General features: G+C 45.1%; 13 protein-coding genes. 6 read left to right on the top strand and 7 right to left on the bottom strand.

The features are described 5' to 3' along the window. Window positions 1-3: 3 nt before the first annotated feature. The 3 genes from rsmC to hemL all read right to left on the bottom strand — a co-directional run bounded on the left by rsmC (window position 4) and on the right by hemL (window position 3,834). The gene (gene rsmC / locus NL646_RS14195; protein WP_029832825.1) at window positions 4-1,029 is read right to left on the bottom strand and encodes a 16S rRNA (guanine(1207)-N(2))-methyltransferase RsmC; all 1,026 of its coding nucleotides are present in this window, start codon (window positions 1,027-1,029) and stop codon (window positions 4-6) included. A gap of 86 nt (window positions 1,030-1,115) precedes the next feature. Then, entirely contained in the window at window positions 1,116-2,201 is a 1,086-nt protein-coding gene (locus tag NL646_RS14190) for an AI-2E family transporter (protein ID WP_029832824.1), read from the bottom strand. A gap of 337 nt (window positions 2,202-2,538) precedes the next feature. Continuing rightward, on the bottom strand, window positions 2,539-3,834 hold the full coding sequence (gene hemL, locus NL646_RS14185; protein WP_024702437.1) for a glutamate-1-semialdehyde 2,1-aminomutase: 1,296 nt from the start codon (window positions 3,832-3,834) through the stop codon (window positions 2,539-2,541). Window positions 3,835-4,081: 247 nt separating this feature from the next. On the opposite strand from hemL, the gene erpA reads away from it, so the two are divergent. The 3 genes from erpA to vmeK all read left to right on the top strand — a co-directional run bounded on the left by erpA (window position 4,082) and on the right by vmeK (window position 8,788). Then, window positions 4,082-4,423, top strand: coding sequence for an iron-sulfur cluster insertion protein ErpA (gene erpA, locus NL646_RS14180; protein WP_005461279.1), 342 nt, complete (start codon window positions 4,082-4,084; stop codon window positions 4,421-4,423). A 108-nt stretch (window positions 4,424-4,531) separates the two neighbouring features. Beyond that, window positions 4,532-5,647, top strand: coding sequence for a multidrug efflux RND transporter periplasmic adaptor subunit VmeJ (vmeJ, locus tag NL646_RS14175; RefSeq protein ID WP_253664347.1), 1,116 nt, complete (start codon window positions 4,532-4,534; stop codon window positions 5,645-5,647). A 9-nt stretch (window positions 5,648-5,656) separates the two neighbouring features. Next, a complete protein-coding gene (gene vmeK, locus NL646_RS14170) occupies window positions 5,657-8,788 on the top strand; it encodes a multidrug efflux RND transporter permease subunit VmeK (protein WP_023584010.1) in 3,132 nt (1,043 codons plus the stop codon). Window positions 8,789-8,812: 24 nt separating this feature from the next. Here vmeK and NL646_RS14165 read toward each other — a convergent pair whose 3' ends face one another. Continuing rightward, window positions 8,813-10,102, bottom strand: a complete 1,290-nt coding sequence (locus tag NL646_RS14165; protein WP_005490383.1) for a peptidoglycan DD-metalloendopeptidase family protein — start codon at window positions 10,100-10,102, stop codon at window positions 8,813-8,815. A 130-nt stretch (window positions 10,103-10,232) separates the two neighbouring features. On the opposite strand from NL646_RS14165, the gene tyrS reads away from it, so the two are divergent. Together tyrS and NL646_RS14155 are read left to right on the top strand one after the other, a co-directional pair. Then, window positions 10,233-11,420 carry a tyrosine--tRNA ligase gene (gene tyrS / locus NL646_RS14160; protein WP_005479092.1) on the top strand — a complete coding sequence of 396 codons (1,188 nt, stop codon included), beginning with the start codon at window positions 10,233-10,235 and terminating at the stop codon, window positions 11,418-11,420. 418 nt (window positions 11,421-11,838) lie between these two features. Beyond that, window positions 11,839-12,684: a magnesium transporter gene (locus NL646_RS14155; protein WP_005494055.1), complete on the top strand. Its 846-nt coding sequence runs from the start codon at window positions 11,839-11,841 to the stop codon at window positions 12,682-12,684. On the opposite strand, the gene dacB is transcribed toward NL646_RS14155, so the two are convergent. Together dacB and NL646_RS14145 are read right to left on the bottom strand one after the other, a co-directional pair. Continuing rightward, a complete protein-coding gene (gene dacB / locus NL646_RS14150; RefSeq protein ID WP_005494057.1) occupies window positions 12,663-14,084 on the bottom strand; it encodes a serine-type D-Ala-D-Ala carboxypeptidase in 1,422 nt (473 codons plus the stop codon). The genes NL646_RS14155 and dacB overlap by 22 nt on opposite strands. 198 nt (window positions 14,085-14,282) lie before the next feature. Beyond that, window positions 14,283-15,275, bottom strand: coding sequence for a porin (locus NL646_RS14145; protein WP_017447707.1), 993 nt, complete (start codon window positions 15,273-15,275; stop codon window positions 14,283-14,285). Between the two features lie 540 nt (window positions 15,276-15,815). Here NL646_RS14145 and greA point away from each other — a divergent pair. Next, window positions 15,816-16,289 (top strand): transcription elongation factor GreA, encoded by a 474-nt coding sequence (gene greA, locus NL646_RS14140; protein ID WP_005485311.1) that lies wholly within the window; start codon window positions 15,816-15,818, stop codon window positions 16,287-16,289. Between the two features lie 81 nt (window positions 16,290-16,370). On the opposite strand, the gene yhbY is transcribed toward greA, so the two are convergent. Further along, window positions 16,371-16,667 (bottom strand): ribosome assembly RNA-binding protein YhbY, encoded by a 297-nt coding sequence (gene yhbY, locus NL646_RS14135; protein ID WP_005380066.1) that lies wholly within the window; start codon window positions 16,665-16,667, stop codon window positions 16,371-16,373. Between the last annotated feature and the right edge of the window lie 103 nt (window positions 16,668-16,770).

The following is a 16,770-nucleotide window of genomic DNA, read 5'->3' as shown; positions in this document are numbered from 1 at the left end:
CAATTACGATTTTTTCGCGTAGTAGATAGAGAACTTATTGGTCTTATTTAGCGTCTCGCAATTATTGAATGCGTTCTCAATAATTGGTGGGTATTTCAGGAAGCTGTTCGCAACAATGATCATCTCACCATGTTTTGAAAGATGTTGTGGCGCGTGACCTAACAGAGTTTCAGCCGCGTTGTAATTGGTGTCTAAACCGCTGTGGAATGGTGGGTTGCTGATGATAAATCGGTAGTCTTCGGCCGTATCTGAGTAAATGTCAGACGCAAACACGCGACCAGACAAACCGTTGGCTTCAAGCGTTGCTTGGCTTGAGGTGATGGCATACGCGTTGATATCACACATCTCAATCGCAATTTCTGGGTTTGCTTTCGCCATGAACGCACCTAAAACACCGGCACCACAACCAAAATCGAGCACTTTGCCTGACAAGTTAGGTAAGGTTTCCAGTAGTAGACGGCTGCCTAAGTCAAATTCACCATGACTGAATACGCCCGGTAAACTTTTTACTGTAAGTGACTGCTCACCAAGGGTTACCGTGTAAGACTTAAACCAATCTTCTTGATTGAATGGCTTTGGCTCATTTAAGCAATTACCCCAGTAGAAAGAGCAGCGGCGAGCTGAGTCGTATTTGTTCACAGGGCCATATTCTTTGAACATCTTTTCAATGCTCTTTACACCGGAACGGTTTTCACCGACAACCACAATCTCCGTGTTCACGCCCAGTTTAGCCATAAGCATGGCAAGCAAATATTCGGCTTCTGCTTTCGCTTTTGGCCAATACAGCAGGAGCATGTCGGCTTGAGTATCCACATCAAATTCAGAACCAAAATGGGTTTTTATTTTGTCTGAGTGACGGATTTGACGGAAATAGCTGTAGTTTGAAGTAAAGACTTCGACCGATTCACAGTGTGCGGTCAGTTCCAGAGGGAACATATCTTCGACTTCACCTGCAACTAAAACATGTTTTCCGTTGAAGTACTCTAGCTGACGCTGAGCGATTTGGCTTGGAGCGATATAGGCAGACATAAATTTGGTTCATCAGAAATAATTAGGGCCAGATTTTCGCACAATCTGGCCCAAGCTTGAAGTTGTTGCTTACTATTCAGTAGCGGCTAGCTGTTGTCTTGTTGGTTGAGGAAGTCTTTGAATTCCTCTTCATAGATATTAAACAGCACCATGGTGACTGCAAAAATCAGCGGGCCATAAATCAAACCAATCAAACCAAATAAGTGCAGACCACCTAATAATGAGAAGAAAATCATTAAGGTATTCATGCCTGCGCTGCCTTGCATCAACAATGGACGCAGCAAGTTATCAATCGAACCGACGATGACTACACTCCATGCGGTTAGGAAGATTGCCCACGTCATATCACCGGTGAGGAACAAGTACGCGGCGGCTGGTATCCAGATTAACGCCGTACCGACAACTGGAATGAAGGAAGCAAAGCCCATCATGGTGCCCCAGAATAGGCCAGGGAAGCCAGCTAGCCACATACCGATACCGCCCGCTAAGCCTTGCGCGATAGCCGTTAAAAAGGAGCCCATGACTGCGGACTTCGAAACTTGTTCTATCTCGGTCAAGATTCTATCTTCTTGGCTACGAGAGAGTGGCAGAATATGTCGAATTGCCGAAATGATTTTGTCGTGGTCACGTAATAGGAAGAAAAGCACAAACAGCATCAGGAAAAAATCCATCAAGAAGTTTGTTGCGTCACCCAGAATTTTCGCACTGATCGCGACAAGGTTTGAACCAAAAGAGGTAGCAAATTGCCCGATTTTTTCAGCGATGGCTTTGGGCTCGATTTTATCGAAAGGTAAGTACTCATTAACAATGGATAGACCTTTGATGACCCAAGGATGTTGGAAGATGTCTTGAATGCCACCATTGGTGACCCATTTGTACGTATTCTGAGAAAAAACGGAGCCTTGTTGAACAATTGCAGCAAACACAAACAGTAGTGGAATGACAATAATGAAAGTCAAAACTACGCACGTGAGCAGCGATGCCGAATTTTTGTGTTTTGGCATTTTACGCTCAAACCACTCATGCACAGGAAACATAAGCAGTGAGATAATGAAAGCCATTACGATCGAATTGATGTAAGGCTCGACCAATAAATAGCAAGCAAAAGCAGCGGCGAGTAGAGCGATCATTAATACACGATGACTCGACGTGATTTTTACGTTGTTTGGCATGAGATAAATCCAACTTACGGATGACGTTTACAATGGCTCGCGTTGATATCAGCGCGAAACCTTTATTACTTTGCACCGGCTTTCCTTTCAGCCTTATGACACAGCTGAATTGGGAAGGGGTAAATGACCTTGTTATAATGACTACAAATCAGATGGTTATCAATCAAGAGATGAAAAATGGGTTGTTGTAACGGCGATAAGAAATGTAAATCTGAGAAGAAAACCAAACGTATTCCGTGGTTTGGCATTGTTCTAGGCGTGTTAGCTGTCTTGGTAATTTTGAACTGGCAATAAAAAAGGACCTTCCGGTCCTTTTCTTATAACTTGCGTATAGCGCTTATTTTGCTTCTGCCGCAATGATTGCAAAACAGCGATCCGCCGCTTCTAGTGTCGCGTCGATCTCTTTTGAACCGTGCGCTAGAGACGTAAAGCTTGCTTCGAATGCTGATGGCGCTAGGTATACGCCGTGATCTAGCATTAAGTGGAAGAAACGCTTGAATCGTTCGATGTCGCACTTAGTTACGTCTTCGTAGCAAGTTACTGTTTCTTGGTCAGTGAAGAAGAAGCCGAACATGCCGCCCACTTGGTTAACAACTAGTGGGATACCGTGTTTTTCTGCTAGAGACTTAAAGCCATCTGCCAGTTGCTTAGTTTTAGAAGCTAGGCGTTTTTCATTGCCTTCTTCTTTTAGAAGGTTCAAACAGGCAAAACCTGCAGCCATTGCCACTGGGTTACCAGAAAGCGTACCAGCTTGGTAAACAGGGCCTGTAGGCGCAACGTATTGCATCACTTCTTTACGGCCACCGAAAGCACCCACTGGCATACCGCCGCCGATTACTTTACCTAGCGTGGTTAGATCTGGTTTGATGTTGTAGTGTGCTTGTGCGCCGCCAAGTGCAACACGGAAGCCGGTCATTACTTCATCAAAAATCAGCAGTGCGCCTTCTTGATCACAGATTTTACGCAGGCCTTCGTGGAAGCCTTCTACTGGTGGGATACAGTTCATGTTGCCCGCCACTGGCTCAACGATGATACATGCGATTTCACCTTTGTTCGCTGCAAACAGTTCGCGTACAGAATCTAGATCGTTAAATGTTGCTGTTAGCGTGTGCTTAGCAAAGTCTGCAGGAACACCTGGAGAGCTTGGTTGGCCTAGAGTTAGTGCTCCAGAGCCTGCTTTTACTAGCAAACTGTCTGCGTGACCGTGGTAACAGCCTTCAAACTTCATGATCTTGTCACGACCAGTAAAGCCACGAGCGAGACGAATCGCACTCATGGTTGCTTCTGTACCAGAGCTTACCATACGGATTTGTTCCATTGATGGTACGAGTTCAGACACTAGCTCTGCCATCGCGATTTCCATCTCTGTTGGTGCGCCAAAGCTCAGGCCACGTTGTGCAGCGTCGATAACCGCTTCACGAATAACAGCGTGGTTGTGGCCAAGAATCATTGGACCCCAAGAGCCAACGTAATCGATGTACGCTTTACCATCGGCATCAAAAATCAGTGCACCGTCTGCTCGTTCGATAAATAGCGGAGAACCGCCAACGCCATTGAATGCACGAACTGGTGAATTTACACCGCCAGGAATGGTTTGCTGAGCTTTTTGATACAGCTCTGATGATTTGGTCATGGGGTTATCCTCTTTTGATTGCTCGGACCAAGTGGGGCGCATTGTACCTAGCTATAATCAAGTTAGAAACGTTTTGCTTAATTTATGTGTTGTTTCGCAGTGTAATCTTACATATCAGCGACCAATCTAAAGAATCGGCGGCGAATACTTGAACGAGTTTGTCAGGTATTGGATAATCGTCCTCAATTAGCACAAATTTGACGTCTTGCTCCAGGCTTGACGCATTACACGAGTGAGAGAGGTCTTCGTGAGCGAAGTAAACGTACCATTATCTTTTTCTGATGCTGCAGCATCTCGCGTTAAGGCACTGATTGCAGAAGAAGAAAACCCAGCATTGAAATTGCGCGTATACATTACTGGTGGCGGTTGTAGCGGCTTCCAATACGGCTTTACTTTCGATGAGAACGTAAATGACGGCGATACAACCATCGAAAACAGTGGCGTGACACTGGTTGTTGACCCAATGAGCCTGCAATACCTGATTGGCGGCATTGTGGATTACACCGAAGGGTTGGAAGGCGCTCGCTTCTTCGTTAACAATCCGAATGCAACAACCACATGTGGTTGTGGTGCATCATTTAGCGTGTAATTGACACGATGACAGGCAGCCAATTGGCTGCCTGAGTTTTACGTAGCAGGATGTCACGTAAACACGCTCTCAGCGCTCCGCAGGAGAGAATAATAAAAAGGACTTTGTATGTCTGGAACTTCGTTTGGGCGACGTTTTGTCGAACGTCCGTGGCTAGTATCTCTCATCCTTATTTTGCTACTTGTTGCTTGGTTGGCTGCAGGGCAGCTCAAAGCACAAGGTGACCACACCTCATCCCCATCTCTCCAATCTGAAAACACGCCCTTAGCTAAGGTGATGTTTGATACTTTCACCGCAAAACCTACCAGTAAAACGATAGAACTTTATGGCCGAACCGCACCCAATCGCCAAGCTCGTCTTGGTGCAGAAGTGGCCGGCAAAATTGTCAGTCTCAACATTAATAAAGGGCAACTTGTTAAGCAAGGACAAGTGATTGCTAACATTGATAAGCGGGATTTGGACAGTCAGCTCAAACGCGCTCAGGCCATGCTGCGAGTGAAAGAAAAGGAGTTTAATGCCGCAAAATCGCTCAAAAGCAGGGGGTTACAAGGCGAGGTGGCCTTTGCGACTGCGGAAGCCGCGTTAGTCGATGCAAGAGCAAACCTCAATAATGTCCAAACCGCTCTCAAGAATACCGAAGTTAAAGCGCCCTTTGATGGCATTGTTGATCATCATTTTGTCGAAGTGGGTGACTTTGTCGGTGTGGGCGATCCAATAGCGACAGTGATTGATTTAGAGACTCTGGTCATTGAGGCCGACGTTAGCGAGCGCCATATCCAGTATCTTAAAGAAGGTCTTCAAGCGGATGTCAGAACGATCAATGGTCAGCATCACTTGGGGACTTTACGTTATATTGGTCGCGTTTCCTCCGTATCGACCAATACGTTTCCGATTGAAATCGAAATAGATAATCGTAATTCGCTCATCCCTGCGGGGATCAGTGCGGAAGTGCAGCTCCCTTTGAATGAAGTGCTAGCGATTAAAATTACCGCTGCAATGTTGGCGTTAGATGAAGAAGGGAATTTAGGTGTCAAAACACTGGAAGATGAACACGTTAAGTTTGTTCCTATCCAGTTAGTCAAAGCAGAAGAAGATGGCGTTTGGTTATCTGGGCTTGGCGAGCAAGCGGACATCATTGTATTAGGACAGGGGTTTGTTCGTGATGGCGATACCGTGATTGCGAATAAAGTCGGTGATGTCGCTGCCGATGCGGCCGAAAAATAGGGAGGCAGCATGTTTAGCATAATTGACGCTGCGTTATCCCGATCAAGAACGATGTTGACCTTGTTGGTGATGATCCTCATCGCAGGGGTCATTACTTACGTCACTATCCCAAAAGAATCTAGCCCCGATATCACTATTCCTATCATTTACGTCTCTGTGGGGCATCAAGGCATTTCTCCAACTGATGCTGAGCGTTTACTGGTTCGTCCTATCGAACAAGAACTGCGCTCAATTGAAGGGGTTAAAGAGATGACATCGGTTGCCTCCGAAGGCCACGCCTCAGTCACTTTGGAGTTTAGCGTCGGCGTGGATCTCGATAAAGCGATGGCGGATGTTCGCGACGCGGTCGATCTGGCGAAACCTAAGCTACCAGCAGACAGTGATGAACCGACGGTCAATGAAGTTACTTTTGCTTCAGAGGAGCCAGTTTTAACCGTTGTGCTTTATGGCACGGTGCCAGAGAGAACCATTGTTCAAATCGCACGAACGTTGCGTGACAGATTAGAAAGCTTCCGTCAGATCTTGGAAGTCGATATTGCTGGTGATCGTGAAGATATTGTCGAGATCGTCGTCGATCCGCTTTTAATGGAAAGCTATGGATTGGATCAGGCCGATATCTATAACTTGATCGCACTAAACAACCGAGTGGTTGCGGCTGGTTTTGTCGATACTGGATATGGGCGCTTTTCGGTCAAAGTTCCGTCGGTGTTTGATTCTCTGAAAGATGTTCTCGAATTGCCTATCAAAGTGAATGGCAAAGAAGTGATCACCTTTGGTGATGTGGCCACAGTTCGCCGAGCGTTTCGTGACCCGGAAAGCTTTGCCCGCTTGGATGGTGAGCCTGCCATTGTGCTTGACGTGAAAAAGCGTGCTGGCGAGAACATTATTGAAACCGTCGCGTTAGTTAAAGAGGTGATTGCTCAAGGGCAACTGCGTGCAGAGTGGCCAAGTAATTTGCAGGTTAAATACACTTGGGATCAGTCGGATGATGTCAAGCTGATGCTTAGTGATCTGCAAAACAACATTCTCTCGGCAATCATTTTGGTGGTCATCGTTATTATCGCGATCTTGGGGGTAAGAACGGCATTGTTGGTTGGGATCTCTATTCCAGGCTCTTTCTTAACGGGGCTGTTAGTCCTCTCTGTTTTTGGTCTTACCGTAAACATCGTGGTGCTGTTTGCCTTAATCATGGCGGTCGGCATGCTGGTAGATGGTGCAATCGTCGTCACTGAGTTTGCCGATCGGAGAATGCAAGAAGGCACGCCGCGTAAAGAGGCATACCGAGACGCAGCTAAACGCATGGCATGGCCGATCACCGCCTCTACCGCGACTACGTTGGCGGCATTTGCTCCGCTTCTTTTTTGGCCGGATATTACCGGTGAGTTTATGAAGTACTTACCGTTAACGCTAATCGCGACGTTAGCGGCGTCATTGGTGATGGCTTTGCTATTTGTGCCTGTTATTGGCGGCATTATTGGTAAACCTCAGGTTATCAATCCTAAAGCCCAACAAGAAATGGTGGAGCTACACAACGGGAACTTTGAGAAAGCGACAGGAATTACCAAGCTTTATTACAAAACTTTGTTTGTGGCGATTCAACATCCTTGGAAAGTGCTGCTGAGCGCGGTATTGCTGGCGGGTGGTGTTGGATTTACTTACAGTAAAGCGGGGTTAGGGGCGGAGTTTTTCCCTGAAGTCGATCCGCCATTTTTCACCGTAAAAGTACGCTCTTACGGGGATCTTTCCATTAATGAGAAAGACATCGTAATGCGAGAAATTGAAAAGGTCATGCTGGGTCATGATGAGTTTGAAAGTGTCTACACTCGCACTGGATCGAGCGATAATGGTGACGAAATCGGTCAGATTCAAATAACTCCTGTGGATTGGCAATATCGTCGTAAAGTCAAAACGATCATTGAAGAGCTAAAAGCTACCACCGACCAATTTTATGGCGTTGAGTTAGAGTACAAATTCCCGGATGCCGGCCCTCCGGTTGAACATGATTTGGTGATTGAAGTTTCTTCTCGAAGTAGGAGTATAGGCGAACTAGATGACGCCGCGAAGCTAGTTAGGCTTTGGGCAGATAGCAACCCAGCACTGACTAATTTGAGTGATACTACCAATAAAGAGGGGATTGACTGGCAAATTGACATTCGACGCGACGACGCTTCTCGTTTTGCTGCCGATGCAACTTTGGTGGGAAATACAGTTCAATTTGTCACGAATGGTCTGAAAATAGGGGACTATTTACCTGACGATGCGGATGAAGAAGTCGATATTTTGGTGCGCTACCCACAAGAGAAGCGAGATATTGGTCGATTCGATCAGCTAAGAGTGAAAACCGCTGCAGGTTTAGTGCCCATAACCAACTTTGCTCAAATTAAGCCAGACCACAAGCAAGATACTATCCGTCGTGTTGACGGTCATCGAGTTATCAACATTAAAGCGGATATGGTGGAAGGCTACAATTTGGCGCTTGAGTTACCTAAGATTGCGGCTGAAATGGAACAGCTCGGTTTACCGGAAGGCGTTGAATATAAGATTCGGGGTCAAAATGAGGAGCAGGAAAACTCATCAGCATTCTTGCAAAACGCTTTTGTTGTGGCTCTTGGCGTCATGGCACTCATTCTCATCACGCAGTTCAACAGCTTTTATCAGGCATTTTTGATTTTGAGTGCGGTGCTGTTTTCAACGGTCGGGGTTTTTGCTGGGTTGCTTATTTTCCAAAAACCATTCGGCATCATCATGTCTGGCATTGGTGTGATTGCCTTGGCTGGTATCGTAGTTAATAACAACATTGTACTGATTGATACTTATAACCAAATGCGAAAAAGAGGACTGGACAAAGCAGAGGCTATCCTGCGGACCGGTGTGCAACGTTTGAGACCGGTGCTATTAACCACAATTACGACCATTTTAGGGTTGTTACCGATGGTTCTAGAAATGAACATCGATTTAGTTAATCAAAAAGTCGAATTTGGTGCGCCGAGTACGCAATGGTGGTCTCAGTTAGCGACGGCAGTAGCGGGGGGATTGGCATTTGCTACGGTGTTGACGTTGGTGCTTACGCCTTGTTTGCTTATGTTGGGAAGAGATCATCTTGCTAAGCCCGAACCTGATGAAAGCGAAGAGGCAGCGTAATGCTGCCTCTTTTTACTTTTCCGTTTATCTCATTGCCAGTAACTTACTGTAACGATCCAGCTTGTCCATACTGACTTTTGCATTCGCCATGAAGGTTTGTCTTGCTTTACCTGTTAAAGATTTGGATTGCGGCAAATTCACTGTTCTTGGGTTTTTGTGCACGCCATTTACTAGGAACTCATAATGTAAGTGAGGTCCTGTCACACGACCTGTTCCACCAAGCGTACCGATAGTTTGACCTTGTTTAACACGTTGACCCGTTTTGACTGTGCGCTTCGTTAAGTGCAGATACTTGGTAATGTAAGTGTTGCTGTGCTTGATGAACACGTAGTTCCCGTTGAACTTGTTGTAAGCCGATTTTTGCACCACACCATCACCAGCGGCCCAAATTGGCGTACCAACAGGTGCTGCGTAGTCAGTGCCTCGGTGAGGACGTACTCGCCCCGTCACTGGGTGAAGACGACGTGGGTTAAAGTTTGAAGTCACGCGACGGAAATCCAGCGGAGCGCGCAAGAAGGCTTTTTTCATCGCTCGGCCATTTTCGTCGTAATATTTGCCCGTTTTTTCATCTAAAATAGCCGTAAACGTATCGCCCTGGTTTTTGAATATCGCAGCGATGATTTTTCCGCGACCAATGACTTCACCTTCTACAACTTCTTCTTGATACAGCACTCGGAAAGAGTCGTTTTTGCGAATATCGAGTGCGAAGTCGATATCCCAGCCAAAAATTCCTGCTAGCTCCATGATTTGGTTGCCATTCAAGCCAGACGAAATTCCTGCGTTCCAGAAGTTGGATTTGATGGTTGCCTCGGCGTAGTTAAATTGGTAATCGACCTCTTTTTTATCGACCTCAGAAACGTATTTGCCGTCTTGCAGTTTGATGCGAAAGGTTTCAAATGCGCTTAGCGTACGGCGCAGTTGAACCAAGTCGTTTTTCTCATCAAAACCAAATTGCAATTTATCGCCCGGACGAAGACGAGTTAACTGCTGTTCAATTTCTTTATCGGAGGACACTAACTCGTGCAGTAGACGAGCAGAGAGTCCCACTCGATTAAATAGAATGGCGGCGCTCTCGCCATTTTTTACTTTGTAAGTTTCCCAGCGCAAAACCGAAGACATCTGAGAAGAGCCATTTAATGTCGTCAATTCAAGTGAGATCGGCACAGGATAGTGTTGACCAACTTTTAATCGGCTTTGTTGCGGGTTGAGGTCTTGCGGATCGGGCAGAAAGAACAGTGCAATGATGATCAGAGCACTAAAAAAACCGATCAATACTTTGTGCAAGAGTGGAAGTCGGACAAAAATCGAATGCATGAGGTACTTGATTGCTAAATTAAACGGAAAAAGTGACAACTACCTAGTCTAACGTGTTTCAAAATGCATCGCTATTCAAGTAATATGTTCAGCTATTATATTTTTGCCAAATCTGTGGGAGTGAACAAGAATGGCGAGCATTGAAGCTGCACTAGCCGAGATTAAGCGCGGTGTTGAAGAGCTGATTCCAGAAGAAGAGCTAATCGCAAAACTAAAAGAAGGTCGTCCTCTACGTATTAAATTGGGCGCCGATCCAACAGCACCTGATATTCACCTAGGCCATACGGTTATTTTCAATAAGCTTCGCTTGTTCCAAGAACTAGGTCATGAAGTGACGTTCCTAATCGGTGACTTCACTGCAATGGTTGGTGACCCAACAGGTAAAAACACAACTCGTCCACCGTTAAGCCGCGAAGACGTATTGCGTAACGCTGAAACGTACAAAGAACAGGTGTTCAAAATTCTAGATCCTGCGAAGACTAAAATTCAGTTTAACTCTGAGTGGCTGTCTGAGCTGGGCGCAGAAGGTATGATTCGTCTTGCTGCAAACCAAACCGTTGCTCGTATGCTAGAACGTGACGACTTTAAAAAGCGTTACGCAGGCGGCCAACCAATTGCTATCCATGAGTTCATGTACCCACTTCTGCAAGGTTGGGACTCAGTTGCGATGGAAACGGACGTTGAATTAGGCGGTACAGACCAGAAGTTCAACCTTCTAATGGGTCGTGAACTGCAAAAATCTCACGGTCAAAAGCCTCAAGTTGTACTTATGATGCCGCTTCTTGTTGGTCTAGACGGCGAGAAGAAGATGTCTAAGTCTGCGGGTAACTACATTGGTATCAGCGAAGCGCCAAGCGAAATGTTTGGTAAGATCATGTCGATCTCTGATGACTTAATGTGGAGCTATTACGAGCTGCTATCGTTCCGTCCTCTAGAGGAAATCGAACAGTTTAAAGCGGATGTTCAAGCGGGTAAAAACCCACGTGATATCAAAGTGCTACTTGCTAAAGAGATCATTGCGCGTTTCCACAGTGAAGCCGATGCAGATGCGGCAGAGCAAGAGTTTGTGAACCGTTTCGCTAAGAACCAAATCCCTGACGAAATGCCAGAATTTGACTTTGATGCTGGCACTCCAGTAGCGAATCTTCTAAAAGATGCTGGTCTGTGTGCGTCAACGTCTGAAGCGATGCGCATGGTAAAACAAGGTGCAGCGAAGGTTGAAGGCGAGAAAGTTGCCGACGCTAAGTTTGCGCCAGAAGCTGGTACTTACGTATTCCAAGTTGGTAAACGTAAATTTGCACGTATTACGATTAAGTAATCCATAATTTTTACGTATGGAAGCGCCCAATGGGCGCTTTTTTTTGTTCCTAAAATTGGCAAAAAAAGAACAAAGCCCACCTGTAAATATGGATTAACTTTGCTACTATACTTGCGCTGCTAATCAGGGCAGCGATATCGGAGATTTACATGAACAATACCGACCATCCTCCCAGTCGTTGGGTGAGTAAGATTAAGGGAGCGAAATAACCCGCTTCGGTATTGGCGATCTCCGTCTTACCCGAGTGGTGAGGCATCTTTTCTAATTTTCTTCTCGTTATTTCCTTCATACATTCTGAATAGACAGTGCTTTTGCATTGGTGAATTCTCGTGTTTGTGTCATCTATCGGCATAAAGGCGTGATGAGCTTGTGCTTGTGTTGTCGATGGTCGTTACCAATGCCAATCGGGAGATTCGCCATGACGGTAATGAACAACACTTTTATTGAAACAACACCAAACTTTTCTGAAGTAGAAATTGGTGCAGCTCGCAATGCGTTTTTGAAATACGATCAAGAGCAGCAACTTCATTTGCTCACCATCATGCCAATAGATGAAGCGGTGGGGATTTTGAAGCACTGTTCTGTAGGGTATGTGAACAGTTTGATGTCTCAGCTTGAGCATGCGGGTCATGATAAGCGTGCGCGTCACTATGCGCACCAATTGGGTTTGCATGTGTCGGAAGTTGATACTCCTGACGGTTACTTATCAACAGGCGTACTAGAGCATGTAAAGCAGCGAATCGGCTGGATTATTGCTCTCGCTTTATTGGGGATCGTTTCTGGGCTGATTATTGCTCAGTATGAAGATACATTGAGCCAACTGGTTTTACTTGCAGTGTACATGCCGGTGATTGCGGCGGCTGGTGGTAATACGGGCACTCAAGCGGCCACATTGGTCATTCGTGCATTGGCCACAGGTGAGCTTAAAAAGCGTCAGTGGTTAGCAGTACTTTGGAAAGAAAGTCGCGTAGCGCTGTGTCTCGCATTAGCGATCGCAATAGTTATGGTTGGACGCATTATGCTTTTTAGTGCCGGCCAATCTACGGGGGGCTTTGAACTGACAGACATCGCACTTGCAATCGCCGTTGCTTTGTTTATTCAAGTCTCAATTTCCACAACGCTTGGCGGTTTGTTGCCAATAATTGCCCGTGCTTGCAAGCTAGACCCAGCCGTATTGGTGAGCCCTGTGCTTGCATCAATCGTTGATATATCAGGTATGTGGATTTACTTTACTGTGGTGAATTACTTCTTAGGTATCGCCTGACTAAAATTCACGATGTCACGGTAAAATAACTGCTCAAAATGCGTAATAGGGGCGATGACAGGTTTGTTATCGTCCCTTTTTTCTGGAAAGTAGTCTGAGACAAACTGGACGAAAATAGTATTCGGCTGGCCATTTTTATCTAAACCATAACCCGCCATGTTGTAGGTTCCGTACAATGAACCACTCTTGGCAATCAGTTGACCTTTGATTGGGGCATTCCGCATGCTTTGGCGGTATTGCAGCGTACCCGATTCGCCTGATTTAGGCATGATGGCAATCAGCTTCAGTGTTTTTTCGTTTTTCCAGATATAACGTAGGATTTCCGCCATTTTGGTCGCAGAAATACGGTTGTTTCTTGAAAGGCCCGATCCATCTTCCAAGCGTGCGTTACGGATATCGATGCCAGTGTTGGCGAAAATGATCTGTTTGATCGCTTCTGTACCATTGGTAAAACTTCCGGGTTGAACAAAAAATTTCGCACCCAATGTTTTCGTTAATGTGTCTGCGATCAAATTGTCAGAATGCTTGAGCATGTCATCAAGTAAATCGGATAGCGGCTTTGATTGATGTAATGCCATCAATTTACGTTGTTTCTGTGGCGCTGAACCAATCTTAATTTTGCCTTTGAGCTCAATACCTAATTGCTTGAGTAACGTACTGATATTTTGACTGGTATAACGTTCAGGATCTTGAACCGCAAATTTGAGAGGCAGCGGCTTTTCTCGTTCGACTAAGCATCCTTTTAATTCGTAGCGATTGTCTGGGTGAGCAAGCAGGTCTAAATCGCAATGGCGGCTCTTTTGAATCGTCTTAGAAACGGTTTCGACCGAACTTTTAACACGAATAGGTTGATGTTCAGGCACATAGACTCGAGTCCCGCCATCTTTTTGCGTATAGATAGAAGCTTGGACGCAGTTGTTGTTGAGTGTAATGCTAGAAGCCGGAGCGCTGTAGCAAACCCCCAAAATGTCCCACGGCCAACCCACCGCTCGGTCATACCCTGTAAAGGCACTGTTGTCTAACCACAAGTCACCGTTAATGCGCGTTAAACCATTTTTTTTCGCCAATGACAGCAACGCTTTCAAATCTTGTGTTTGTAGGGTGGGATCTCCGACAAAGTAGATAACGGCATCGGAATTCGAGGTTTCAAGCTTTGTTCGAAATGCAAAGCTGTCCCCTAACTCTAATTTAGCAGCTAAGGCTGTGACAATTTTTAATGTGCTCGCTGGTGGAAATAGTTGGTCTGTTGGACGGATACCATCGAGCGTGGAACTTTCGTTTAGTTTTTCTGCAACTAAGCTGATACGGGCGCCCTCTGGCAATACCTCTTGATGAGGATACGCATAAGACAATAGCGGAAAAATAAGAGAAGAAATGAGTAGAGGCCAACGTAAACGCATAGTGTGATTTTCTAGGGTTAGTTATGTGATTGAGTATACGCAAGTCCACTCAATATGCTAGGCGCATCCAAGAATGCTTTGTTCATCATTAATATTGAGACAAAGTGGTTAGAAGAACGCGCTATTAAGATGAAAAATGAAAGATAAAAAAATGCCCGCAATAAGCGGGCACTGAGTATTCAAGTCTAAAGACTGGAATTAGAAGTCGTAACGTAGACCTAGAGCTAGCTCGTCTTCTGCATCAGCTTTAGATGCTGTAGTGTTGCCACCAACTTTACCTAGTTTATCGCCAGAGTCGATTAGGTTGAAGTTGTATGAAACGTAACCACGGAAGTTAGGCTTGAAGTAGTAAGATGCATCAACAGCGAAGTTGTTAGCAGAAGTTTCGTTGTTAGTTTCTGCGTTGTTGTACGTTGTTGTGAATACTGTTTGACCTAGAGTGTAAGCACCAGCTAGTTCGTAACCAGTGTAGTCACCTTCAGTTTTCGCTTTTTCACCGTCAGTGAAGATACCAGCGAAGTATAGGTCACCCATAGTGTAAGATGCAGCTAGCATGTATTCGTTAGCTTCGTCTTGGTCTGCGTAACCAGCACCTAGCTCAAGACCTGTGTCTGCTACTGCGTAGATTGCAGATAGAGAGTAGCCGTCTTGTTTGTTGTCTGTGTATTCACCGTTTACTTCTTCACGGTCAGCAAAGCGGTAGCTAGCTTTAACGTTTAGGTTTTCGAATTGACCTTTGTAAGACATCATGTTGTCTGAACGGTCTGCCACTGCTAGTTTGTCAGCAGCTGAGTTACCGTGGTAAGCCATGATATCTGTGAAATCAGTGATAACGCCTAGTGCACCTTCGTTTTTACCGTAAGTGAACTCACCCCATGCACCGCCAAGACCAGCGTATGCGTAACGAGTGTCTAGGTTGCTGTTTCCATCCACACCGCCGTTTTCAGCTGTAGTAAACTCACCTTCCCAGAAACCAACACCGTATAGGTTGTCGTTGATTGCTTGAGTACCAAGGAAGTTTAGACGGATACGAGAGTTGTCTTGAGCGTCGCCATCTTTCATAGATAGACGTGCTTCAGCGCGGCCGCCCATTTCTAGAGAAGTGCCGTCTTGGTTGTAAAGTTCAGCTGCGTTAACGCCAGTTGCCATAGCTGCTGCAGATACAGAAAGAGCAATTAGAGTCTTTTTCATCTTATTTGTCCTAGTTAGCTGTCCATAATCATTGTTGTATGGGGGAGAGATGACCTCTCACAAGTTATTGGTCTATATTTGGCTTCATCTGCTGCGAGAGTTTTCCGCAACTGTAAGCCTTTGATGTAACAACTTGCTGGACATGTTTTACTGCTAAAGTTTCATGATGAGTTAGTAAAATGATATAAATCATGCTGATGAACACTGTTCGATTGTAACTGATTGTTTATTAAGTGGTTGGTTTTAATGAATTAATGCTTCAATGACATTGGTCTGACATTGATTAGTTTTTATGTTTTTTGATGTTTTTAGTGTAATGAACAGTGTTGTTTTTCAATAAATTGCGATAATGATTGGATCTAAAATTGATTCGGTTCGTTATGCTGCAAAGGCATAGCAATGTTGAATTTCGAATTAAGATGATTTCGCTCAGGAGTTTGTTTACACTAGTTGAAAATACATCTTTAACCGCACTACCTAGTCCTACGACTGGGTGGGCTTTTTATTGTCCAAAGACCCATTTGGGCTTGAGGTTACATAATGGAAAAAGTTCCAATGACACTACGTGGCGAACAAATGCTACGTACAGAACTAGAACGTCTACTTAAGCTACGTCCTCAAATTTCAGAAGCGATTGCTGAAGCACGAGAACTAGGTGATTTGAAGGAAAATGCTGAATATCATGCCGCTCGAGAAGAGCAGGGTATTTGTGAAGCGCAAATCCGTGACATTGAATATAAGCTATCTGTTGCGCAAGTAATTGATGTAACTAAAATGGAAAACACTGGCAAGGTTATCTTTGGTTCAACGGTGACTTTGATTGATGTCGATACCGATGAAGAAAAGACATATCAGATTGTTGGTGACGATGAAGCTGATATTAAAGCTGGCCGTATTTCAGTGAGCTCTCCAATTGCTCGTGGCTTGATCGGCAAGATGGAAGGCGACGAGGTTGCTATCCAGACTCCTGGTGGAGCGAAAGATTTCGAAATTGACCGAGTTGAATACATCTAAGTGGCATCTTGAATGCCCACTATTTGTTAAATGCAAAAAAGGTCGCCAATGGCGACCTTTTTCTTCAACAACGTAAGTGAATTACTTACGAGGAATTTCGATTTTACGCTCTTCAGACTGGCGGTATAGCACAAGCACTTTACCAATTGTCTGAACTTTTTCAGCGCCTGTCTCACGTACGATAGCGTCAATGATTAGCTGTTTTGTTTCACGATCTTCTGAAGCAACTTTTACTTTGATCAGTTCGTGATGGTTTAGAGCGATTTCAATTTCTGCTAGCACGGCTTCTGTAAGTCCATTTGCGCCCATTAGCACAACAGGTTTTAAACTGTGAGCCAGGCCTTTTAGGTGCTGCTTTTGTTTGGTGCTTAGGTTCATTACGCGGCCAATTTTCTTTAAAATAAGGGTTGAAAAAAGCTATTTTAACGCCATCTATTGCTGAAGACTATAATTTATTGAGTAATAGGTTGTGCCTATTAAA

It is taken from the genome of Vibrio sp. Y20_XG_PY13 (assembly GCF_024181925.1).
In the GTDB taxonomy this organism is placed as follows: Bacteria; Pseudomonadota; Gammaproteobacteria; order Enterobacterales; family Vibrionaceae; genus Vibrio; species Vibrio parahaemolyticus.
This window is presented reverse-complemented; position numbering and strand designations above follow the sequence as displayed.